This window comes from Epilithonimonas sp. (genome assembly GCF_036780765.1).
In the GTDB taxonomy this organism is placed as follows: domain Bacteria; phylum Bacteroidota; class Bacteroidia; order Flavobacteriales; family Weeksellaceae; genus Epilithonimonas.
The window spans coordinates 25861-49362 of sequence record NZ_DAIQCG010000006.1; the positions used below are offsets into that span (position 1 = coordinate 25861).

At 34.5% G+C, this 23502-nt stretch carries 24 protein-coding genes and 2 tRNA genes; 10 read left to right on the forward strand and 16 right to left on the reverse strand.

Features of this window, described 5'->3' with window-relative positions; genetic code table 11:
- Nucleotides 1–161 precede the first annotated feature (161 nt).
- From V7P73_RS10525 to V7P73_RS10540, 4 genes are all read right to left on the reverse strand, one after another.
- Nucleotides 162–233: transfer RNA gene (locus V7P73_RS10525), tRNA-Glu, on the reverse strand.
- A 10-nt stretch (nucleotides 234–243) separates the two neighbouring features.
- On the reverse strand, nucleotides 244–498 hold the full coding sequence (gene rpsT, locus V7P73_RS10530; protein ID WP_333853390.1) for a 30S ribosomal protein S20: 255 nt from the start codon (nucleotides 496–498) through the stop codon (nucleotides 244–246).
- 265 nt (nucleotides 499–763) lie between these two features.
- Nucleotides 764–835 (reverse strand) — tRNA-Glu (locus V7P73_RS10535).
- 60 nt (nucleotides 836–895) lie between these two features.
- Nucleotides 896–2179: an N-acetylmuramoyl-L-alanine amidase family protein gene (locus V7P73_RS10540; protein ID WP_333853391.1), complete on the reverse strand. Its 1284-nt coding sequence runs from the start codon at nucleotides 2177–2179 to the stop codon at nucleotides 896–898.
- Between the two features lie 42 nt (nucleotides 2180–2221).
- Here V7P73_RS10540 and V7P73_RS10545 point away from each other — a divergent pair, with 42 nt between their 5' ends.
- The 3 genes from V7P73_RS10545 (at nucleotide 2222) to V7P73_RS10555 (ending at nucleotide 5816) form a co-directional block, all read left to right on the forward strand.
- Nucleotides 2222–4846 (forward strand): putative LPS assembly protein LptD, encoded by a 2625-nt coding sequence (locus V7P73_RS10545; RefSeq protein WP_333853393.1) that lies wholly within the window; start codon nucleotides 2222–2224, stop codon nucleotides 4844–4846.
- 124 nt (nucleotides 4847–4970) lie between these two features.
- Nucleotides 4971–5351, forward strand: coding sequence for a RidA family protein (locus V7P73_RS10550; protein ID WP_333853394.1), 381 nt, complete (start codon nucleotides 4971–4973; stop codon nucleotides 5349–5351).
- Nucleotides 5352–5816: a hypothetical protein gene (locus V7P73_RS10555; RefSeq protein WP_333853396.1), complete on the forward strand. Its 465-nt coding sequence runs from the start codon at nucleotides 5352–5354 to the stop codon at nucleotides 5814–5816.
- Nucleotides 5817–6196: 380 nt separating this feature from the next.
- Here V7P73_RS10555 and V7P73_RS10560 read toward each other — a convergent pair whose 3' ends face one another.
- Entirely contained in the window at nucleotides 6197–6433 is a 237-nt protein-coding gene (locus V7P73_RS10560) for a hypothetical protein (protein WP_333853398.1), read from the reverse strand.
- A 257-nt stretch (nucleotides 6434–6690) separates the two neighbouring features.
- Nucleotides 6691–8352 (reverse strand): asparagine synthase B, encoded by a 1662-nt coding sequence (gene asnB, locus V7P73_RS10565; protein ID WP_333853400.1) that lies wholly within the window; start codon nucleotides 8350–8352, stop codon nucleotides 6691–6693.
- A gap of 505 nt (nucleotides 8353–8857) precedes the next feature.
- Between asnB and V7P73_RS10570 the strand changes: the two genes are divergently transcribed.
- From V7P73_RS10570 to coaE, 7 genes are all read left to right on the forward strand, one after another.
- The gene (locus V7P73_RS10570) at nucleotides 8858–10144 is read left to right on the forward strand and encodes an adenylosuccinate synthase (protein ID WP_333853401.1); all 1287 of its coding nucleotides are present in this window, start codon (nucleotides 8858–8860) and stop codon (nucleotides 10142–10144) included.
- 145 nt (nucleotides 10145–10289) lie between these two features.
- Complete coding sequence (locus V7P73_RS10575; RefSeq protein WP_333853402.1) at nucleotides 10290–10832, forward strand: YMGG-like glycine zipper-containing protein; 543 nt, start codon at nucleotides 10290–10292, stop codon at nucleotides 10830–10832.
- Nucleotides 10833–10893: 61 nt separating this feature from the next.
- The gene (locus V7P73_RS10580) at nucleotides 10894–12516 is read left to right on the forward strand and encodes an LIC_10190 family membrane protein (protein ID WP_333853404.1); all 1623 of its coding nucleotides are present in this window, start codon (nucleotides 10894–10896) and stop codon (nucleotides 12514–12516) included.
- Between the two features lie 77 nt (nucleotides 12517–12593).
- Nucleotides 12594–13616 (forward strand): Holliday junction branch migration DNA helicase RuvB, encoded by a 1023-nt coding sequence (ruvB, locus tag V7P73_RS10585; RefSeq protein WP_333853406.1) that lies wholly within the window; start codon nucleotides 12594–12596, stop codon nucleotides 13614–13616.
- 21 nt (nucleotides 13617–13637) lie between these two features.
- Nucleotides 13638–14255 carry an FMN-binding negative transcriptional regulator gene (locus V7P73_RS10590; protein ID WP_333853408.1) on the forward strand — a complete coding sequence of 206 codons (618 nt, stop codon included), beginning with the start codon at nucleotides 13638–13640 and terminating at the stop codon, nucleotides 14253–14255.
- A gap of 23 nt (nucleotides 14256–14278) precedes the next feature.
- Nucleotides 14279–15145, forward strand: coding sequence for an MBL fold metallo-hydrolase (locus V7P73_RS10595; protein ID WP_333853410.1), 867 nt, complete (start codon nucleotides 14279–14281; stop codon nucleotides 15143–15145).
- A 52-nt stretch (nucleotides 15146–15197) separates the two neighbouring features.
- Nucleotides 15198–15779, forward strand: coding sequence for a dephospho-CoA kinase (gene coaE / locus V7P73_RS10600; RefSeq protein ID WP_333853677.1), 582 nt, complete (start codon nucleotides 15198–15200; stop codon nucleotides 15777–15779).
- A 71-nt stretch (nucleotides 15780–15850) separates the two neighbouring features.
- On the opposite strand, the gene V7P73_RS10605 is transcribed toward coaE, so the two are convergent.
- The 10 genes from V7P73_RS10605 to V7P73_RS10650 form a co-directional block, all read right to left on the reverse strand.
- On the reverse strand, nucleotides 15851–18733 hold the full coding sequence (locus tag V7P73_RS10605) for a reprolysin-like metallopeptidase (RefSeq protein WP_333853412.1): 2883 nt from the start codon (nucleotides 18731–18733) through the stop codon (nucleotides 15851–15853).
- Between the two features lie 108 nt (nucleotides 18734–18841).
- Complete coding sequence (locus V7P73_RS10610; RefSeq protein ID WP_333853414.1) at nucleotides 18842–19099, reverse strand: GlsB/YeaQ/YmgE family stress response membrane protein; 258 nt, start codon at nucleotides 19097–19099, stop codon at nucleotides 18842–18844.
- 38 nt (nucleotides 19100–19137) lie between these two features.
- Nucleotides 19138–20091, reverse strand: a complete 954-nt coding sequence (gene ftsY / locus V7P73_RS10615; protein ID WP_333853416.1) for a signal recognition particle-docking protein FtsY — start codon at nucleotides 20089–20091, stop codon at nucleotides 19138–19140.
- A 109-nt stretch (nucleotides 20092–20200) separates the two neighbouring features.
- The gene (locus tag V7P73_RS10620) at nucleotides 20201–20356 is read right to left on the reverse strand and encodes a DUF4295 family protein (protein WP_333853418.1); all 156 of its coding nucleotides are present in this window, start codon (nucleotides 20354–20356) and stop codon (nucleotides 20201–20203) included.
- A 19-nt stretch (nucleotides 20357–20375) separates the two neighbouring features.
- Entirely contained in the window at nucleotides 20376–20558 is a 183-nt protein-coding gene (rpmG, locus tag V7P73_RS10625; RefSeq protein WP_027384735.1) for a 50S ribosomal protein L33, read from the reverse strand.
- Complete coding sequence (rpmB, locus tag V7P73_RS10630; RefSeq protein ID WP_333853425.1) at nucleotides 20558–20806, reverse strand: 50S ribosomal protein L28; 249 nt, start codon at nucleotides 20804–20806, stop codon at nucleotides 20558–20560. Before rpmB ends, rpmG begins: the two co-directional genes overlap by 1 nt.
- A 154-nt stretch (nucleotides 20807–20960) precedes the next feature.
- A complete protein-coding gene (locus V7P73_RS10635) occupies nucleotides 20961–21311 on the reverse strand; it encodes an ArsC/Spx/MgsR family protein (RefSeq protein WP_333853426.1) in 351 nt (116 codons plus the stop codon).
- A gap of 70 nt (nucleotides 21312–21381) precedes the next feature.
- Nucleotides 21382–21996 (reverse strand): deoxynucleoside kinase, encoded by a 615-nt coding sequence (locus V7P73_RS10640; protein WP_074232950.1) that lies wholly within the window; start codon nucleotides 21994–21996, stop codon nucleotides 21382–21384.
- A gap of 87 nt (nucleotides 21997–22083) precedes the next feature.
- On the reverse strand, nucleotides 22084–22845 hold the full coding sequence (locus V7P73_RS10645) for a hypothetical protein (RefSeq protein ID WP_333853430.1): 762 nt from the start codon (nucleotides 22843–22845) through the stop codon (nucleotides 22084–22086).
- A 16-nt stretch (nucleotides 22846–22861) separates the two neighbouring features.
- Nucleotides 22862–23419, reverse strand: a complete 558-nt coding sequence (locus tag V7P73_RS10650; RefSeq protein WP_333853432.1) for a DUF6759 domain-containing protein — start codon at nucleotides 23417–23419, stop codon at nucleotides 22862–22864.
- Nucleotides 23420–23502: the final 83 nt, after the last annotated feature.

The following is a 23502-nucleotide window of genomic DNA, read 5'->3' on the forward strand; positions in this document are numbered from 1 at the left end:
GAACCCCTCTTACCAGGATGAAAACCTGAGGTCCTAACCGATAGACGAACGGGCCTAATTAATTTTTCTTTTTGTTTATCCATATTATTCTAAATGAAAAATACAAATTTTAAATGCTTAAAAAAAATACCTCCAGAAAAATTAATGAAGGTATTTTTAAGTAGCCCGTAGGGGAATCGAACCCCTCTTACCAGGATGAAAACCTGAGGTCCTAACCGATAGACGAACGGGCCAAACTTTATATTAAGCTAAACCGTTTACGTGTTTAGTTAATTTACTTTTCAAGTTAGAAGCTTTATTCTTGTGAATAATGTTCTTCTTTGCTAATTTATCCAATAAAGAGATAACTTTAGGTAACTGCTCTGCTGCCACTGCTTTGTTTTCTTCGTTTCTCAACGCTTTCAAAGCCGTTCTTGCAGTTTTGTGATAGTATCTGTTACGAAGTCTTCTTACTTCGTTTTGTCTAATTCTCTTTAATGCTGATTTATGATTTGCCATATCGTTCAAATGTGGGTGCAAAGATAAAAACTATTTTTTAATTTGCAAACTTTTTTTTAAAAAATTAAATTTTATTTTGCCTATAAGTTGCTATGATTTTAAATCATTTTTGAAGATAAAGATTCAGTATCTTTCTTTCTCCTTTAAGGCGGTGCAAAAGTATAGATATTTTTTAAAATTCAAAATATTTTTTTAGATGTTTTTTTAAAGTTGTGATTTTCAGATAAAAAAAATGAAAGCTAAAATAACTTTCATTTTTAAATCGTAGCCTATAGGGGAATCGAACCGCTGTTGCAAGAAAGAAAATCTTGAGTCCTAACCACTAGACGAATAGGCCATTTGTTTTTACGGTCTGCAAAAGTAGAGAAACTCTCTACTTTTTGCAAATCGTTTTTATCTATTTTGATTTTTTCTCGATGACAGTATTGGTAATTCCTTTATTTTCCAAATCTTTCTGAGCCTTTACAGCGTCTTCCAAAGTTCTGTACTTCCCATGAGTATAATAGAAAATCCCGTTTTCTTTATTTCTTACAATATTTGGAAGAGCCTTTAGTATATTAGATTTAGAATCTAACTTATCTTTACCAGCATAAACTTCTATAGTATAATAACCCATTCCTAAAGCTTGGTTTGGAATAAAACTAATAGCCATAGAATTTCTAAATCCGGCATCTTTTGCTACTTTCAGATTAGTGTCTTTTACAGAAACATAGTTTGTTGTTCCATAATAATACTTGTAGAATCCATTTTCTTTGATTGGTAAAATATATTTCAAACCTTTCAGGGCAGGATCATCCTCTGTATATCTAGAAAGCGTGCTCATCAATAATATTCTGAAATCGTTTTTCAGAGGTTGCTCTACAGGTTTTTCAGGCTCAGGCTCTTTTACATTTCTGTCGACAAGCTTTTTATAACTTGTAATGGCGTTGAAGATACTCTCCGCAATGGCTTGCTGTCCATCTTCTGTAGAAATATAGTGAGCATCTTCGTAATTATTAACAAATCCAGTTTCAATAAGGATAGATGGCATCGCATTCATTCTCAAAACGTGAAGGTTTTCTTGTTTTACACCACGAGACATTCTTTTATCTTTTTTTACAAAATTCTCTTCAACCAAGCCTCCAATGATAAGGCTCGCTTCAAGATATTTACTTTGCTGAATTTTAAGAGCAATTAATGATTCCGGAGAATTCGGATTATAAGAAGCAAAGTTCTCTCTATCTTTTTCATCCAGGAAAATCACGTCATTTTCAGCTTTTGCAACATCCAAGTTGGCTTTGTTTTGATTAGGGCCTTGTACGAAGGTTTCTGTTCCTTGTGCTGTGGCACTTCTACTTGGTGAGGAATTAACATGAACTGAGATGAAAAGGTCGGCTTTGCTTCTGTTAGCAAGTGTTGTTCTGTTGGTTAAAGAAGGATATTCGTCTATTTTTCTGGTATAGATGACTTTATAATCCTTATTCTTCTCTAACATTTTCCCCAATTTCAAAACGATTCCCAGAGTGACGTTTTTTTCTTGAACAGTTCCAATGTCGTTATAATTTCTATTAGCGCCTATGTCGCTTCCACCGTGTCCTGCATCCAGAACGATAGTGAATTTTTTTTGAGAATAAATACTGCTAAAACCGATAAAAAATGTTAACAGAAAGAAAATTTTATTATAAAATTTGAAGCTGGTCATTTTAATCTTTAAAATTTAATTAATTTTGAACCCAATTTCAGAATGACTGCATTGGCTCGAAGTATTTTCAAAAGTATATTACTAATTTTAAATATCCTAATTTTTAACAATATTTTATCACAAACTGTGCCTAAAAATGTTGATGAAAAAAGTGGTATTCGTGACTCTATAAATATAACCAAAGATTCCTTAGGTGTAAAGAAAAAAGATACAATTCTTCCCAAAGAAGAGTTGGAAGGTGTAGTGAAAATGAAGGCAGAACGTAGAAATACTTCTTCCATTACCAACAAGCAAACCTCTCTTTATAAGAATGCCCAGATCATCTATCAGGATATGCAAATCGATGCAGATTATATCAGATTCGAATGGGAAACTGGAAAAATCTATGCTAGAGGAGAGCAGGATGAAAAAGGGAAGATTATTAAACCGGCTATTGCTACACAAGCAGGCAAAAAGTACGAATACAACGAGGTAATTTATAATATCAAAACCAAACAAGCCATCGCTTTCAATGCCAGAACAGAAGAAAGTGAAGGTGTGATTGTTGCTCAAAAAACCAAGAAATATAACGACTCTGTTTTTGTGATGAGCAGAGGAATGTACACTACGGATGAATATTTTCTGAAGAAAAAAGATTCGTTGCCGGACTATCATATGTCTGCACGTATTATCAAACTTTTGAAGGGCAAAAACAGCTCACAGATTGTAACGGGTCCCATCCAAATGTACATAGAACAGGTTCCTACACCTTTGATAATGCCTTTTGCGATCCTTCCTTTTTCGGATAAAAGATCGGCGGGTATTTTGATTCCGAGTTTTGGAGAAAGACAGGATGTTGGTTTCTTCCTGAATGGTTTAGGTTATTATCAACCAATTGGAGATCACTTCGATTTGAAAATTCTTTCAGATTTATATACTAAAGGAAGCTGGAATTTGAAGCCGGAACTTAATTATCTTAAAAAATACCGCTACTCTGGAAACTTTGCAGCAGATTATGGTTACACGGTTCGTGGGATCAAAGGTTTGGATGATTACTCTAAAACCAAAACTTTCCGAATCGCATGGCGACATTCTCAGGATTCTAAAGCTAATCCATATTTCACTTTCAATGCAAGTGTGGATGTTGTGAGCAGTAAGTTTTACAATAATACTGTTAACAACAATTACATCTTCAACGGAAACGTACTGAACACCACACAAACTTCTAGGGTAAACGTTACGAAAAGATTCCTGAATCTTCCAATGACCATCAGTGCGAGTATGGCCTATAACCAGAACTTTGCGACAGGACTTACAGATTTGCGTTTGCCGGATATGACGATTGCGGTTAATCAGTTCTATCTTTTCAAACCAAAAACAGGTGTTAGAACAGGATTGTTGGAAAACATCAACGTAAACACAGGTTTTGCATTGAGTAATTATGTTACCACTACAGAAGATAAGCTTTTCAAACAAGAAATGTGGAAAGACCTGAAAACGGGTGCGAAAAACAATATCTCATTATCTACAAACACAACAATTGCCAAATATTTCACATTTACTTTATCTGCTAATGCTGATAATGTTTTAACGACAAAAACTCTCGAGAAAAGTTATAATCCATTGACGAACTTGGTGGAGGATAATTATAAAAGTAATGTTGCCGGTTATACTACTTTCTCTACAAGCGCAAGTTTGCAGACGGTTTTGTATGGTCAGAAAAACTTCAACAAAAATTCTTCGATTGTAGCAATCCGTCATATGGTAACACCGAGTATGAGTTTTTCTTATTCTCCGGATTTCGGTGAAAGGAGTTGGGGTTATTATAAAAATTATTCTAATGCCAGAGGAGAGATGACGCCTTATTCTATCTTCGATGGTGGGATTTATGGTGCGCCAGCTTCCGGACTGCAACAAACTATGGGTTTCAATATCTCAAATAATTTGGAGATGAAAGTGAAGTCCAAAACCGACTCTACTGGTGTGAAAAAAGTTAAGATTTTTGAAAATCTTAATATCTCCGGAGGTTACAACTTTGCGGCAGAAAAGTACAAATGGTCAGTTTTCAGTGTTACTGCGCAGTCTTCCTTTTTTAATAATAAATTGAATGTCAACTCCAGTATGACCATCGAACCTTACGAAATTGTATTCACAGAAGGAAGTGATACTGGTGTAAGAACAGAGAATTTTGGACATTTCAGTTTACAAGGGATTAATTTCCAATTATCTTATCCGATGAGTGAAGCTATTTTTGGGAAGAAAGAAGAAGGCTCCAAAAAATATAAAAAGAAAGGTGAGATACGGAACGAGAATTATTTCTTTGATGATGATAATTATTCCCACTATTCTCCAACTTGGACACTGAATGTGAATGCCAATTATTCCTATACAAGAGGTCTTTCCCGTTTAGGAACCAAAGTTGCATCGCTTGGTTTGGACGGAAGTATAAAACTGACACCATATTGGAACATCAACGGAAGTACAAACTATGATATAGAAAAGAAAGAGCTGGGTTATACCAGACTGGGGTTTGCCAGAGATCAACGTAGTTTCACGATCACTTTCAATTGGGTTCCTTTTGGAGCATATAAGGTTTATGATTTCTTTATCGGGATCAAGGCCAATATCTTAAAAGACGCGGTGAAATATAAAGAAAGAAGTTTTACACAACCTAACAGTACTTTTTAAAGCTCAGAGAAGGAGATATAAGATGGATGAGATTGATTATTTGAATAGAATGAAGAAATCTTCTGACATCTGGCTTCCAACTTCCATCTAATTTATATAGTTTTGTAAAAATTTATCTCTCGAAATGAAAACAATCATTCATACATCAGATGCTCCCGCAGCTATCGGACCTTACTCACAAGCAACTTTGGTAAACGGAACCTTGTACATCTCTGGTCAGATCCCTGTAGATCCGGAAACTGGGAAGCTGGTAGAAGGCATTGATAAGGAAACTCATCAGGTGATGAAAAACCTGAAAGCCATCCTAACAGCGACTGATATGAATTTTGATAATGCTGTGAAAGCTTCTATCTTTCTTAAAAATATGGACGATTTTGCAGTAGTGAATGAGATCTACGCTTCTTATTTTGATAACGATCAATTTCCGGCAAGAGAAACCGTGCAGGTATCTTGCCTTCCCAAAAATGTGGATGTAGAAATTTCTATGATTGCTTACAAAGACTAGATGAACTTTCTTAGGAATACATTAGGTGTTTTGGCTGGTCTTACGGTAGCCGCTCTCATTATCACACTTGGGGTAAAGATAGACTCCTCGTGGATTACCTACAAGCAGTTTGCGCCTTTTAGCCATTGGGAATTACTCTTGCAGTCTGTCCAGGGCAAAGATTCTTTCTATATAGCACTGTTGTTTTTTGGTGGATTGGGCGTAACCTTCGGTGGAGTAGTAACTGCCATGATCGTGAAATATGCTAAAGTAGCTTATGCCATTTTGATAGGCTTCATCATGTTGTTCATTGCGATGCTGGATATCATTATTTATCCGTACCATCCTGTTTTTTACAAAATATCCATCTTCCTGATTTTCTTCCCATTTTCGTGGATTGGTGGAAAAATAACAGAAGTTATCTACGAAAGACGGAAAAAAAGAGCCAAACAATTACAGACAAAAAATCAAAAACCACAAGCTTAAGTTTGTGGTTTTTTGTTGGAGTAAATTTGAATCTTATTGTTTAACCTGAGTCCTGGTAACGATTTGCTTTAAATTTCTGAATATCAAACAGAATATATTATCAATAGCGTCGGGCTTCAGCCCGATGTATTAAAATGTAATTTAAAAAGGCTTTAGCTAAAACATATTTTAAGTTTTGGCTAAAGCCCATTCCTATTGATATTCAATAATTTTCTTAACCCGAACTCAGGTTATTTAGACTATCGTTAAAACGACAGAACTGTAATCTTTAATAATATCAACAAAATAATGGGGCAGAACCACCAACTGTCAATGGAAACAATCCCGCACAACGGGCTTAAGCTCTGTAGGAGTGGACTGTTAACAAACACCCTCATCCTTCAACAAAACTTAGTCTCCCAATAAACGAAGTTGCTAACCCAATTCGTGAATTGACCTTTCGTGGTCATAATTATAGCTACCAAAACCATAACTCGACCTACCAAAAGTATTTGTTGACCTACCAAAAGTATAGGTTGACCTGCCAAAACACTAGATTGAGCTATCAACAGCATAGGTAGAGCTACCAGTTTAATAGGTTGACCTACCAAAAGTATTTGTTGACCTACCAAAATCATAGGTCCACCTACGTTTTTTGTAGGTCAAAGTCGTTTTTATTGAATTTTTAGTAATTTAAAATCGTTATTTTGATGAATTCATAAATTGCTTCTCTTAGTAATAAAATAACCGTCTGGGCTAGCCAAGACGGTTTATTTAAAATTTTAAAAAATGCTAAATTTCCTGTAAGTAAAAAATTAGATTTAAGCTAAAACAGAAACCACAAGCCAAGACTTGTGGTTTTCCTTTGTAGTTAGTATAGTTAGTTTAATAATCTTTAATAAGCCGTTTCATGTACTTTCACAGCTCTTCCACTCGGATCGTTCATTTTTTTGAAGGCTTCATCCCATTCCAAAGCCACTGGCGTAGAACAAGCTACTGAAGGGACAGAAGGTACGCAACTCGCTGCAGAATCACTTGGGAAATGACTTTCGAAAATAGTTCTGTATAGGTATTCTTCTTTGCTCATCGGTACGTTAATCGGGAATCTGAATTTCGCATTTGCCATCATTTCGTCAGTTACTTCATCTTCTGCGACTTGCTTCAAAGTATCAATCCAAGAATAGCCAACACCGTCACTGAATTGCTCTTTCTGTCTCCAGGCAATACTTTCCGGAAGAATATCTTCAAAAGCTTTTCTCAGAACCCATTTTTCCATTCTTTCCGGCGTTACCATTTTATCTTTTGGATTGATAGTCATCGCTACATCCATAAATTCTTTGTCAAGGAAAGGAACTCTACCTTCTATTCCCCAAGCCATCAGAGATTTGTTGGCTCTAAGGCAATCATAAAGGTGAAGTTTGCCTAGTTTTCTAACAGTCTCTTCGTGGAAAGCTTGAGCAGAAGGTGCTTTGTGGAAATACAGATAACCTCCAAACAATTCATCCGAGCCTTCTCCTGAAAGCACCATTTTGATTCCCATAGATTTGATGACTCTCGCCAAAAGATACATTGGGGTGGAAGCTCTGATAGTTGTTACGTCATAAGTTTCCAAATGATAGATAACGTCTTTGATGGCATCTAAACCTTCCTGCACAGTGTATTTGATTTCGTGGTGAACAGAACCAATATGGTCTGCTGCTTTTCTTGCTGCAGCCAAATCCGGAGAACCTTCCAAGCCTACAGCAAAACTGTGTAATCTCGGATACCAAGCTTCCTGAGTGTCGCCGCTTTCTATTCTTTGTCTTGCAAATTTTGCAGTTACAGCCGCGATGATAGAAGAGTCCAAGCCGCCAGAAAGTAAAACTCCATAAGGCACATCGCTCATCAGTTGTCTGTGAACCGCTTCTTCCAATCCTTTTCTGATGGCAGCGATATCGGTTTCATTATCTTTTACATTTTCGAAGTCTGTCCAATCTCTTTTGTACCATTGCTGTAATTCCTGTCCGTCTTTGCTGTAAAGGAAATGGCCTGGCAAGAATTCTTCTATTTTGTTACAAACACCCTCCAGGGACTTCAATTCAGAAGCTACATAAAAACTTCCGTTTTTGTCCCAACCCATATATAAAGGAACAATTCCCATATGGTCTCTTCCGATTAAATAAGCGTCATTTTCTTCATCATATAAGGCGAATGCAAAAATTCCGTTCAGCTTTTCTAAGAAATCTTTTCCATCTCGTCTGTATAAAGCCAAAATGACTTCACAATCAGATTGAGTCAAAAACTCGTAATCCGGAAATTCTGATCTTAACTCTTGATGATTATATATCTCGCCGTTAACGGCTAAAGCAACTTTTTTATCTTTTGTAAATAATGGTTGTTTACCAGAAGTAGGATCTACAATAGCCAATCTCTCGTGAGAGAAAATCACATTGTCGTGCTGGTAGATTCCGGACCAATCTGGACCACGGTGTCTAATCTTTTTAGACATTTCTAATATTTGAGGTCTTATAACTTCATTTTTTTGTTTTGTATCAAATACACATACAATTCCGCACATATTTTATAATATTTATTTCAGTTTTTAATTAAAATTATATGGCAAAAATATGTTTGTTTGTTTAAAATTAAAATTATTTTTTAGTTTTAGTTTAAATAATTCTTGTTTTTGTATTGATTTAGGTTTGTTTTTCTGTTTTTTTTAATCGTCTAATGTTTATGATTAATTTTTTATATAAAATTACTAACAAATTAAATTTGGGATTTAAGTGGAAAAAAATAAATAATTTATATAATTAAGTTTATATTTTTATGAAATTGAACATATTGTTAAAATATAATTAATTTTTTTAAATATAGTTTCATTTTTTTTGTTGGAAATTATAAAAATTGTACGATTTTTGTATCGAAAATTGTATTGTAGGTGCAGTGATGCATTTATAATTTTTTTCATCATTTGTGTTTTTGCCCTCTTATTCATAGTAAGAGGGTTTTTTATTTTTTTTGATTTTGCTAAGCCATATATATAGTATAACTTTGTAAATAATCTAAAAAAAGTAAAAAATATGTCAACTTACGTAGTTGTAGGTCTCCAGTATGGAGATGAAGGGAAAGGGAAAATCACGGATGTTTTATCAGCCAAATCAGACTATGTAGTCCGTTTCCAAGGTGGTGATAATGCTGGTCATACCGTTTATGTTGGAGAAGAAAAATTTGTTCTGCACCTTTTGCCTTCAGGCGTTTTGCAATGTAAAGGGAAGTGTATCATTGCCAACGGTGTAGTTGTTAACCCAAAGGCTTTTATCAAAGAAATCGAGCAGATAGAGAGCAAAGGTCTTAAAACAGATCACGTTTTCATCAGCAGAAGAGCACACGTGATAATGCCTTATCACATTTTACTAGATACTTATAGAGAAGAAGAACAAGGCGGAACCCAGATTGGAACTACCAAAAAAGGAATAGGACCTTGTTATGAAGATAAAATCGCAAGAGTAGGAATCAGAATGATTGATCTTTTGAATCCTGAAGTTCTGAGAGAAAAAATCGAGAAAAATTTAAAAGTAAAAAATTCTCTTTTTGAAAAATATTTCGAAAAACCAGGTTTGGATGTTGAAGAGATTTATCAGGAGTTTTTGGCTTTGGGAGAAAGACTAAAAGATAGAATTGTTGATACAGAATTAGAAATCAATGAAGCAATCCAAGATGGGAAAAACATTTTGTTTGAAGGTGCTCAAGCCTTGATGTTGGATATAGATTTCGGGACTTATCCGTTTGTAACTTCTTCTTCGCCTTCTACAGGCGGTGTTTGTACAGGCGCAGGTGTTCCGCCAACAGCTTTACAAAATTTAATTGGCGTTGCAAAAGCTTACACAACCAGAGTTGGAAATGGTCCTTTTCCCTCAGAATTAGATAATGAATTAGGGGAAAAAATCAGACAAATTGGTTTCGAGTTTGGCGCTACAACAGGAAGACCGAGAAGAACTGGTTGGTTGGATTTGGTTTCTCTTAAGCATGCCTGTATGATTAATGGAATTAATAATTTGGTAATTACTAAATTGGATGTTCTTACAGGAATTCATCCTTTAAAAATTGCTACAAAATATAAAACTGAAGACGGAAAAATCATTGATTACTTTACTTCTTCTACAACTAAATTATATGACTACGAACCAATATACGAAGAATTGGAAGGTTGGGATGAGGATATTACTAATGCAAGAACTTATGACGAACTTCCTGCGAATGCGAAAAAATATATCGAATTCATAGAAGAGCATTTGGGAATCAACGTTTATCTGGTTTCGGTGGGGCCAGAGCGTTCTCAAAACATCATCAGAAAAGAACTTTTTTAGATTTAATCCTTTAAAATATATATAAGCTGGAGTTGTAATTCCGGCTTTTTTTATGAGTTGGATTTAAATAAAATTTCATTTTGGTATCATAATTGAAAAGACCTTAATTAGTCATAATTCACATTTTGTGAGAAAATTATAAGTTATGAAAAATTTATTTTTAACAGGAGCTGTTTCTATCTTATTATTATCTTGTAACAAAGATGATCAAAAAGTTCAGACGGCAACTTTAGAACAACAAAAATTGGACTATCAGGCAAGACAAATTGATCTTGAGAAACAAAAACTAGCTATAGAAAAAGAGAAAATCAATTTTGAAAAACAAAAAGATAGTCTCAATAAGGTTGAAGAAGAGAAAGAAGCGGAACGAAAAGCCGAATCTAATCGTGTTGCGAGAAAAAGTTCTAGAAGAAGTAGTTCTTCATCGTCATCATCAGGAAGTGTGGCTTCTAATTCTTCGTCTTCAGGTTCCTCAAGTTCAGCTGGAACAACAGCAACTCAGAAAAAAGGTTGGAGTAGTGCAGCAAAAGGCACAGTTATTGGTACAGTTGGTGGAGCGGCCGCTGGTGCCATTATTTCTAAGAAAAATCCTGGTTTAGGTGCAGTAATTGGTGGTGTTGCAGGTGGTGCAACCGGTTATACAATTGGTAGAGCACAAGATAGAAAATCGGGTAGAGTGCAGAAGTAAATTTTCTTCATATATATTTTAACACTGAAAGATTGCTTATTTTTGGTAAGCAATCTTTTTTATGCTTATAATTCTCAAAACTATTCTCATATTTTTACTGACCAATTTTGGCAATGGAATTTTTGCGAGTAAACTTCTGAAAATCAAAAGCCAGAGTTTTACAATAATTTCTCTTTTAGGAATTCTAAGCACTACTTTTTTACAAACAATCTTAGCTTTTTTCCTACCATTAAACTCTTATATAGAAATTGCTTTTTTAATTTCTGGAGTTATCGGAATCCTACTCTTTTTTAAAAAGAGAGATTTTTCTTATTTAGAATTCAGGAAAAACATCAACTGTTGGTTTTACTTTTTTATTGTATTAATTCTTTTGGTCGGGTCATTTTCGCCTTATTTGTATGACCATTACAGTTATTACCTTCCAACCATTACATTTCTCAAGGAAGTTGGTTTTGTAAAAGGAATTTCAAATCTTGATTTATTACTTGGGCAATCATCATTTTGGCATATTTATCAAGCGGGATTTTCAAATTTAACGGATGGATTTTTAAGGGTTAATGTTTATTTATTAGCATTATTTCTAATTTATATTTACGAAAGAAAACAATGGGTTTTGTTGCTTTTTATTCCGTTTTTCTTAATTTTTATTCAGCAGCCAAGTCCGGACTTACCAACATTTATAATTGCTTTAATTGTTCTGAATGAATTATTAATTAACCCAGACAGAAAATTACTTTTATACCTTTCCATATTTGTATTTTGCATCAAGCCAACAATGTTTTGGTTACCTTTATTGATTGTTTTGGAAAGTTTTTCCCGAAAAAATTTCAAATGCCAAATGTTGATTCCAATTTTAGCTTTTGGAACTTTATTTTTGTTCAAAAATATTTGGCTTTTCGGATTTCCTGTTTTTCCGGTTTCTATTATTGATTTTAATTTACCTTGGAAACCAAGTCAAGAGATTTTGACTTATTCTTCACAAATTGGACTGATGAAATCTTATGATATGCATTATTCTTATCAGCAGATTAAGGATTTTAATCTTTTGGAAAGAATGCATCATTGGTTTACGATTGGATGGAAATCAGTTTTCAATTTTGGAATTATATTAAGTGTTCTCATTTTAGGATTTTTGGCATTTAGAAGAAAAGAAAAGTTTTACATATTACTTTTTATTTGTGTTTTATTGAAGTTTATTTTGATAATAATCTTCTCGGCACAATACCGATTTTTTATTGATATTTATTTAGTCGTCTTATTTCTGATTTTTAAAAGTGTTTCACAACAGAAATCTGTTTTTACAGCTATCATTACTTCAGTTTTTGTATCAGTGATTTTTATGTTTCCTGGATTTGTTCAAAAGTTCAATGTTGGAAAAAAGATGACGGGTTTTAGTTGGTATCAGCTTTATAAACCAAAAGAGAATAATTTGGTTAATTTCAATTCAGAATATAAGATTGGGAATTTAAACTTTCATGTTCCGAAATATCCTTTTCAGAAAGATTTTTTTCCTTCTCTTAACATTTATGATTTGAAGCTTTATGATTATTACGGGATTTTTCCACAATATTTTGATAAAGATGTGCAGAAGGGTTTCTATCAAAGAAAATTAACCGAAGAAGAGAAAATTCAATTAAAGGAAATCATATCCGAAACCGAGAAATACAATCCAAAAGTCCCTTAAAATTTCTCTATCTTTGAATACTATTTTCCTGAATTTAAATTCTGGTTTACTTAATTTTTAATTATTAATTAATATCAATGCCCGATTTTTTACATCCCGATAAAGACAATTATTCTGATGACGATTTGATTCAGGAAGAAAAAATCCGTCCGCAGAGTTTCAGTGATTTTGCAGGACAAAGAAAAACTTTGGACAATCTAGAAGTTTTTGTTGCAGCCGCAAAAAATCGTGGAAGTGCTCTAGATCACGTTCTTTTGCACGGTCCACCAGGATTAGGGAAAACCACTTTGTCGCATATTATAGCCAACGAATTGGGTGTTAATTGTAAAATCACGTCAGGCCCAGTTTTGGATAAACCAGGAAGTTTGGCCGGATTACTTACTAATCTTGAAGAAAATGATGTCCTTTTCATTGATGAAATCCATCGTCTTTCGCCGATTGTGGAAGAATATCTTTATTCCGCAATGGAAGATTATAAGATTGATATTATGCTGGAAACGGGTCCAAATGCTCGTTCTGTTCAAATTGGACTTAACCCATTTACATTAATTGGTGCAACCACAAGAAGCGGAATGTTGACAAAGCCGATGCTCGCAAGATTCGGAATCCAAAGCCGATTGGAATATTATACAATAGAACTTCTCGGGATGATAATTGAAAGAAGTGCAAGGGTTTTAGGCGTTCCAATCTATGAAGATGCTGCACTGGAAATTGCAAGAAGAAGTAGAGGAACACCTAGAATTGCGAATGCACTTTTGCGAAGAGTCCGAGACTTTGCAGAAATCAAAGGTAACGGAGAAATAGAAATCGAAATCACAAAATTTGCATTGAATTCTTTGAATGTCGATGAGTTTGGCTTAGATGATATGGATAACAAAATAATGCGTGTGATGATAGAGAATTTCCGCGGAAAACCAGTCGGAATCTCAGCTTTAGCAACCTCCATTGGCGAAAACCCTGAGACTTTGGAAGAAGTTTATGAACCATTTTTGATTCAGGAAGGTTTTATTATCAGAACTCCACGAGGTAGGGAAGTGACCGATAAAGCTTATAAACATCTAAATATTTCTAGACCTAAAAATTTGGGCGAATTATTTTAATAGTTATTCTAAATTACAGTAATGTTCATTCCAAAAATATATAAAAGCGAAGACCAAGAATGGATGAAGAAAATCATCAGTGAAAATGCTTTTGCACTTTTGATTTCGGATAAAGAAAAATTATCGGCAACACATTCTATGTTTTTGTTGAATGATGACAAAGAAGATTTTTTTCTAGAAACTCATATTTCTAAAGCTAATTTTCAAGCCAAAATTTTGGACGATGATGATGAGGTTTTATGTGATTTTTTAGGTGCTCATTCTTACATTTCGTCATCTTGGTATGAGAAAACAAATGTTTCAACGTGGAACTATGAAGCGGTTCAAATCCGTGGAAAAGTGAAGGTAATGACAGGTGATGAACTTTATGAGCATTTGAAAAAGCTTACTTTTAAATATGAGAAAGTTCAGAAATGTCCAATGTTTGTTGAGAATATGGGCAATGAATTTGTGAAAAAAGAAATGAAAGGTGCTTTTGGAATCAATATTTATCCAACAGAAATCTTTATAGCAAATAAATTAAGTCAAAATAGAAACGATAGTGATTTTGAAAATATTATTCTTAATTTAGGGCAATCAGATTTTGCAAATGATAAAAAAATTGCAGAGTTGATGAAGGAAAATCGAGATTCGATTTAAAACTCTCAAAAAACAAAATATTTATGAAACTCTATCCAATCCAATGTGGAAAATTCAAATTAGATGGTGGTGCAATGTTTGGTGTTGTTCCGAAAACGCTTTGGGAAAAAACAAATCCAGCTGACGAAAAAAATCTCATCGAATTAGGAACTCGCTCACTTTTAGTGGAAGATGGCAAAAAATTAATCCTAATAGATTGTGGACTTGGCGATAAACAAGACGAAAAATTCTTTGGACATTATTCTCTTTGGGGAGATGATTCTTTGGATAAAAATTTGAAGAAATATGGATTTGTAAGAGAAGATATTACGGATGTTTTTTTAACGCATCTTCATTTTGACCATTGCGGTGGTGCAATAGAATGGAATGATGATAAATCTGGTTACAGACCAGCGTTCAAAAATGCGCATTTCTGGACCAACGAAAATCATTGGAAATGGGCAACGGAACCTAATCCTAGAGAAAAAGCAAGTTTCCTGAAAGAGAATATTTTGCCTTTGGAAGAAAGTGGACAACTTAATTTCTTACCATTGCCAACAACCGGTAATTATGGATTCGCTCCCGATTTGAAAATGGATGTCATTTTTCTAGATGGACATACGGAAAAACAAATGCTGCCTGTTCTTCAGTATCAGGAAAAAACAATTGTTTTTGCAGCAGATTTGATTCCGACAGTAGGACATATTCCGCAGGTTTATGTAATGGGTTATGATACCAGACCATTGCTTACCTTGGAAGAGAAAGGAAAGTTTTTGAAGCAATGTGTGGATAATGATTATCTTTTGTTTTTTGAGCACGATGCTCATAATGAATTGGCAAGTTTGAAAATGACAGAAAGAGGAGTGAAATTAGACCAGACTTTTAGTTTTAATGAAGTTTTTGGATATTAGATAAATTATGGAAATACAAGATATTAATCAAAATCAGGAAGAAGATGTTCCCATACCCAAGATTATTGGATTAACGGGTGGAATTGGCTCCGGAAAAACAACAGTTGCAAAATTATTAGAGGAAAAAGGTTTTCCTGTTTATTATTCGGATGACGAGGCAAAAAATATTGTCAACAAAGATTCTGTTTTAAAAGAAAAAATCATTGGCCTTTTGGGATCTGAGGCTTATTCTAATGGCGTTTATAATCGGAAATATGTTGCTGAAAAAGTCTTTAATAATTCTGAACTATTAGAACCATTAAATCATTTGATTCATCCAGCAGTAAAAATTGATTTTGAAAAGTGGGTGAATTCTCAAAAATCTGAATTTGTTTTCAAAGAAACCGCGCTTCTTTTTGAACTGAAACTGCATCTGCAATGCTACAAATCTCTTTTGATTACAGCGGATGACAACCTCAGAATCAAAAGAACGATGGATAGAGATGATAAAACTTATCGTGAAGTAGAAGCCATTATACAGAAGCAAATGCCGGAAAAAGATAAAATCAAATTAGCGGATTATATCATTTACAATAATTCTGATTTGGAAAGTTTGCGAGTTGCAACTGATGCTGTTGTTAATGAACTTAATTAGAAATTACTTTATCTCATAAAAAAGAAAAACCCCGAATATTATTCGGGGTTTTCTATTGATAGAATTATTGATTAATTCTTGATGAATTTAGTTTGAGTTTTCTCACCATTTGATTCTACAGATAGGATGTAAACGCCTTTTGTTAACTTAGAAACATTTACTTTTCCATCTGTTGTTCCTTGGTTTACCAATTGTCCACCTACAGAGTAGATCTCGAACTGAGCTTTTGAAGATACATTAGAAATATTAATGATATCTTTTGCCGGGTTAGGATACACATTTACTGAGTTTTTCTTAACATCAGAAACGGCTAGCTGTCCAACGTTCAGAGTATAATCTTCTACCTGTCCATAACCGGATGTTCCGCAAGGTGTAGTGTTTGGTGTGAGTGTAGAATCGTGAAGACGTACTCTCATTCTTGTCTGTCCTATTTTTGCAGTAGCAGGTATTGCAATACTTCCTGTCCATGGAGATTTCTTTGCAGTTGTTACCAATACTCTCTCACCAGCATCATCAAAATCACCATCTTGGTTTAGATCTATCCATACTAACACTTGGTCCTCAGCATAAGAAGTTCCGGAAAATGATGCTGAAAAATTGTAAGTCTGACCAGCATTTACATTTCCTATAACAGTAGTGAAATCTTCATATCCTGCTGTAGAAGTAGAATTATTATTAATGTTTGCAAACGTCACATTGGATATTTTCTCAAAACTTGTAGAAGTTGCTCCCGCTGTACAATATTCAATACCTTTTGTTGTAAAATTAGTGGTGGCGTAAGCACCCACTGTTCCACTACAAACGGCAGCTACACTCACATTATAAGCTGTACTTAATACCAGTCCAGAAATCGTATAAGTATTAGTTGTGAGATTGTTAACCTCTGTCCAGTTGGTATCAGCAGCTTTTTTATATCTTAATGTATAAGTAGCATTAGCTACAGCATCCCAATCTATTTTTGCACCGGTCTGACTAATCTCTGAAGCTACAAGACCAGCAGGCGCTGTTCCGTCGCAATTTACCATTGCAGACACTGTTACCTTACCAACAGCGTAGAAAACATTACCTAAAGCGGAAACTCTTATTGTAAGTTGAGAATTGGTAGCGAACGTATTAAAGTTTAGTTCCTCTGATCCATCATTAGGAGTTGATGCTGCTAAAACCGTCCAAGTATTACCATTATCAGTGGTGTAATCTATTTTTACATTCGCTACATTATACGGCGCAGCAGTTGTTCCCACTGGATCCCAAGTGAAAGCGGCTAGAGCATTGTTGTAAACCTTTGTAGATGTCACTTTAAATGGTCCTGCAGTTCCTACAACAACTCGTTGAGTGCCATATTGAGTTTGTTGTTGTGTTTTGTCCGGATTATTGTCTCGTACCGTTACTTTATAATTGGTTGTTCTTGCAACTGTAGAAACAGCTTCCCAATCTGTTGTACTTTTTAAATTTCCTGCTAAAACTGTACTAAGTTTAGGGAAATATCTCGTAGGGTTAGTTGTAGGATTCCAAGATCTGAATGTAGGTCCATTGGTATTGTTCCCTAAATTGCTAGTACTGGTTGTAGAAGATGCACTATCGGTTTGTTCCCAGCAATATGTAATAGGGTTTCCTTCAGCATCAGTTGCCTGCGCGGTTAATACGAAAGCAGTACTCTTAGGAATTGTCACGTCTGGCATAGCAACAATTACTGGTGGCTGATTTGCTACTGCCGTCTCAATATCACAGGTTTTAGAAGTAAGATTGTTCTGTACCTGTATAATACTGTTGATATGGAAGTATGGATCTGAATGTGCCTGAACATCCGCACTAGTGATACCTGCGTATCCCATAATTGTGGATCCTGATCCTGGCTCTACATTTTGGCCAGTGCCCTCCAGACTCATAGAAAATGTATGATTGGCACCTAATTGATGTCCTATTTCGTGGGCAACATAATCTATGTCAAAGTTGTCTCCTTTTGGGATACCATCTGCAGGTGAAGTAATTCCAGATCCTTTTCCTAATGGAGTAGTTGTAGTTGGATTAATACACACACACCCAATACAGCCAGCGTTACCACCACCGCCAGAAGCACCAAACATATGGCCGATGTCGTAGTTATCATTTCCAACATTAGTTGTCAATGTAGTTTGTAATTGCTGATTCCATTGGTTCAAATTCGTAGAATATGGATCTGTACTTGCGTTGGTGTAAATTACAGAAGGAAAATCCTGTAAAATCAAATGCAGTGCAAAATCATTTTCAAAAATTCCGTTGCAACGAGTTAGAGTTGCATTAATCGCTGTCAAAGCACCTGCAACAGTACCTCCGTGGTACGCTGTGTATTCACCATTCACAGACATCGCAAGGCGCATTGTTCTATATTTTTTGTCAGATGCTTTAGAAAAATCTGTAGCACTGTTTGCGAAGCTAGAACCATTTGCAAGCTTTTCTATTTCCTTCTTTGTGACAAGAGGCTCGGTACTATTACAAAGCCAAGATCCATTTGCTCCACTGGTTTTGTTTGTCTTTGGATGGACGCCATAAACCGATTTTTCTTTGTTCTGTGGTTCTACAAATTCATAGATGCCATTTTTAATGATCATCGACTGGAAATCGTCTGGAGCTACAGAAAATCTGATGTACTTTTCCGGATCATCTATACCGGTTCCAACATATGATCCCAATTGGTATCTGTCTGCCAAAGATTGCACCACTACAGGTAAACTGTAGACTTGAAATCTTTCAATTTTACCATTTAAAGTTGGTACACTAATGATTACTGGTTTGCTGTCCTTCCCTGTAGGTTGGGCATTTTGCAGTTGTGTGCGAATAGCGTTAACATCCAAAGAATAAAACTTGGTTGCTCCATTTTGCCGTAGATTTTCACCTTTCATAGTTGTAGGTGTCCACTGAGCTAATGCACCAGCCACCATCCCAAAAGAAAGGAGAGTAGTAAAGATTTTCTTCATTATTAATAAATTTTTAACTTACCAAATATATGATTTAATAATTAAAAAAGCATCAGAAAACCTGATGCTTTTTCAATAAAATGTAAAAAAGTTTAATTATTGTTGAATTTACTTTTTGGTTAGCATACTATAAATAAATAATAATAAGACTGAGCCACCAATGGCCAATAGCCAACTTCTTGGACTCCAAAAAGAATCTACATCACCCCAACCTAATACATAAGTTCCAATAGCTCCTCCAAGAAATGAGCCTATGATCCCAATAATAACTGTTACAACCCATCCACCAGGATCATTTCCTGGATGAATAGCTTTTGCGATTGCTCCGGCAATAAGACCGAAAATAATCCAAGTTAAAATACCCATAGTTTTGATTTTTTTAATGTTAATATAAATGTGATTTATTATCTCTTTTTGAAGAATGAATTTACAAATTCCATACCATTAAAAATCTGAAGATCCTGGATTTTTTCCCCTACACCAATATATTTTACTGGAATCTGAAACTGATCCGATATTCCTATTACAACGCCACCTTTAGCAGTTCCATCTAATTTTGTTACTGCCAAAGATGTTACTTCTGTAGCTGCGGTAAACTGTTTTGCCTGTTCAAAAGCATTCTGACCTGTAGAGCCGTCTAAAACCAATAAAACTTCGTGAGGCGCATCAGGAAGCACCTTTTGCATTACACGTTTTATTTTGGAAAGTTCGTTCATTAGATTGACTTTATTATGCAGCCTTCCAGCAGTATCTATTATGACAATATCTGCATTTTGAGCAACTGCAGACTGAACGGTATCAAAAGCAACAGAGGCAGGATCGGATCCCATCTCTTGTTTTACAATCGGAACGCCAACGCGCTCACTCCAAATTACCAATTGGTCAACAGCAGCTGCTCGGAAAGTATCAGCAGCGCCAAGAACTACTTTCAATCCTTGGGATTTGAACTGATAGGCTAATTTTCCAATAGTTGTAGTTTTTCCAACCCCATTCACACCAACAACCATTATGACATAAGGTTTTTTGCTTGTGTCGATATTGTCTGTATCCAAATGAGGATTGTCCAAAAGAAGTCCAGTAATCTCTTCACGAAGAATATTATCTAATTCGCTTACATTGACATACTTGTCTCTCGCAACACGATCCTCTATTCTTTTGATGATTTTGATAGTTGTTTCTGCACCGACATCTGAAGCGATGAGTACTTCTTCCAAATCATCCAAAACTTCATCGTCTACTGTGTTTTTTCCAACGACAGCTCTGGAAATTTTATCGAAAAAACCTTGGCTAGATTTTTCCAAACCTTTGTCAAGCGTTTCTTTATCTTCTTTTTTGAATATTTTTTTAAACCAACTCATTATTAATAATAGATGATGAATGATAATTGATAAATGATTTTATCCGAAGCAAATATAACAAAAAAACTACCCTAAAAGAGTAGTTTCTATATTGTATTCGGGTAAGGGATTATTTTTTCAAAAATCCTTCAACTTCGTCAGCGTTCATTACTTTTTCTTCAAAAATGTAAGCATCTGATTTAGAAGACTTAACCATTTTGATTACTTTTGTCATTTTTTTTGAACCAGCTCCACCTTGAAGTGTTGCTACTACTTTCTTTGCCATTGTAAAATATTTTTATAAATTACTTAATTTCTTTGTGAACAGTATATTTCTTAAGAACTGGATTGAATTTTTTAAGTTCCAATCTCTCTGTAGTGTTCTTTTTATTTTTTGTAGTAATGTACCTTGACATTCCTGCTACTCCGCTTTCTTTGTGCTCAGTACATTCTAGAATTACCTGAACTCTGTTACCTTTTTTAGCCATTACTTAGTAGTGTTTTTAATGAATCCGTTTCTAGCTGCTCTTTCGATAGCTTCTTCAATACCAATCTTGTTGATGATTCTCAATCCGTGAGCAGAAACCTTAAGGGTTACTGACTTTTCTTGCTCAGGAAGGAAAAATTTCTTCTCTAGCAAGTTAATTTCAAAACGTCTTTTCGTTTTGTTATTAGCGTGGGAAACATTGTTTCCTACCATTGCACGCTTACCTGTTATTTGGCAAATTCTTGACATATCTCGATGTTCTTTTGACTAATGAATATTTGAGAGTGCAAAATAAAGGATTATTTTTCAGTTAGACAAATTATTTCAAAAATAATTCGTAAAAATTAATATTGCATTTGAAATTCAAAAGCATGAGTCTAATTATTTGATTTTGAGATGACTATTAGTTCTCGATGAAGAATTTCACATTCTCTAAAGGATTTCCCAACATTGCAATTTTTCCTTTGATAAGGATAGGACATTGTATTAATTCGGGGTTGAGAGCAATGACTTCAAGGGCTTGTTCGTCATTCACAGTTTCTGATTCAGAGAAATATTTTTTGAATAATTCTGTAGAATGTCTCAGGATTCTGCTAGGTTTTTTATTGAGTTTTTTGAACAAAGTTCTTAATTCAAACAAGCTAAGCGGATGTTCATTGATGTCAATAATCTGAAATTTGATATCATTCTCGTCCAGATATTCCAGAATAGCTTTGGACTTTGGACAACTGTTATTATGAATTACTTTTATCATGATGCTTTAAAGTTAAATTTTGGCTAATGTAATTTTCAGGATTGTAAAAATTATTTCACCAAAAAATAATTTAAAACAAACCGTTCAGTTCTGCATCTATTCTTTCCAGAATGTACCCGAAATCCTCAGGTCTTTCTACGAAATCTAGATTGTCCACATCAATAACAAGAAGTTTGCCTTCTTTGTAATTTTCTATCCAGCTTTGGTATTTGTTATTCAGCTTTGATAGGTAGTCTATACTGATTCCAGCTTCGTATTCTCTTCCTCTTTTGGAGATTTGTCGCACTAAAGTTGGAACATCTGCTCTAAGATAAATTAGCAAATCCGGTGCCGAAACAAAGTCTTTCATCAATGTAAAAACGGATAAATAATTGTTAAAATCACGTTCGGAAAGTAAGTTCATTTCAGCAAGATTTTCAGCAAAAATATGGGCATCCTCATAGATTGTTCTGTCCTGGATAACGTTCTTTCCGCTTTCACGGATTTCCTTCACTTGGCGAAATCTGCTGCCTAAAAAATAAATCTGTAATGCAAAACTCCATTTCGACATATCGCCATAAAAATCATCCAAATAAGGATTGTGATCTACATCTTCAAATTGTGCTTCCCAATTGTAATGTTTTGATAACATTGTAGTTAGGGTTGTTTTTCCGGCGCCAATATTTCCTGTAACAGCGATATGCATTTTTGTTATAATTGATGAGTTATAGTTGATAAATGATAGTGTTGAAAACTGAAACTTCAAAACCAATTATGATTTATCAATTATCATTTATTTTTGTCTGTAAAGATAAAGCTTGTCCTGTATGAGTGCCAAAAATCCAGCATTATTTTTATCCACAATTTTTGCATTGGGATTTTGGAAGATTTCGATGAGATTTTTGCCATCGAATTTTTTGATACTTTGGTTATTGAATATCAATATATCATCATTATTCCGCCGAAGTTTTCTGGCATTATTGATAGTTGTAGAATAGAGCAGGGTAGCTCTGGTATTGTAAACTTCTAAAGTGTTTTCCAGAAGAATATATACCTTATTGTTATAGAACAAAAAATCCTGCAGAGATTGAAGGTTGATATTGAATGGGAATGAATTAATTATAGAATTGCTCCGAAAATTGTATTGAAAAAGCGTTTTGTTGCTGTCATCTATCAGCCACGCAAATTGTAAATCTTCTGCATAAACGGCTTTTATGAATCCGAAGGTTGGACTTAGATTGATTTTCTGGATTTCATTCAGATTTTGATCAAGGAATTTTATTTCCTGAGCATTTTCCGAAAACATGACGATATTAAGAGGATTGGTAACACTTTGTATTTTGTAAGGAAAAGTCATTAACAATTTTCCAAGCTGTGCTCCCACCGAATCATATTTGGTAAGACTGAAATCTTTCTTCTTATATATATAGATGTTGCCATAGTCGTCTCCTAACACTTCTTGGGCATCTCTCAACTGTAAAGAATCGAATCCAATTTTTTTCTGGGAAAAAGTTAGAATCGAAGTTAATATTAATATGAAATATAATAATCTCAATAGAATGTTCTGTGATTTAGTTTCCTTTTAAGGTAATAATAACATCTTTTGTGAACGCTTTGTTCTGATTGTAAGTCGCATCACAAATCATAGTTGAAACGTTGTAGCTGCCTTTGTCAACTAAAATATAATTTTGTCCATTTGCAGGAACTGAAAGATTGTAGAACTTTTTACCACTGATTTTGATGACAAGAATACATTTGGACTTGTTGACGAACTGTATGATTGCTTCTTTTTTGTTCGGATCGTTGTTGAAAAGACTAGTAAGAACTGCGGCTGTGTTTTTCGCCTGTTCAGAAGGTTGTCCTTTTGCTGCTGTTGTTCCAACTTTGGATGTTTTCTCGATTTTATTTTCAGTCATTGCTGTTACAGTTGGTTTGGCCACTGCAGAATTTCCACCATATTTCAGGGATAATGCCCTTTGTTTTAACTCTGGAACAGCAGGATGTTTAGGGTTATTACGGATGAAACTTTCTACAACAGCTCTGTCTGTGGTTGATTTTGCTTCGAAGACGCTTTGCGAGAAAGTGGAAAGAGAAACTAGAAAAAACAAAAGTAAAAATATCTTCTTCATTATTAATAGGGACCTGATTTTAATTGAAACGTAAAAATAAATTAAATCTTGTGAAATAGTGTGAAAATTAGATTAAAAATTAA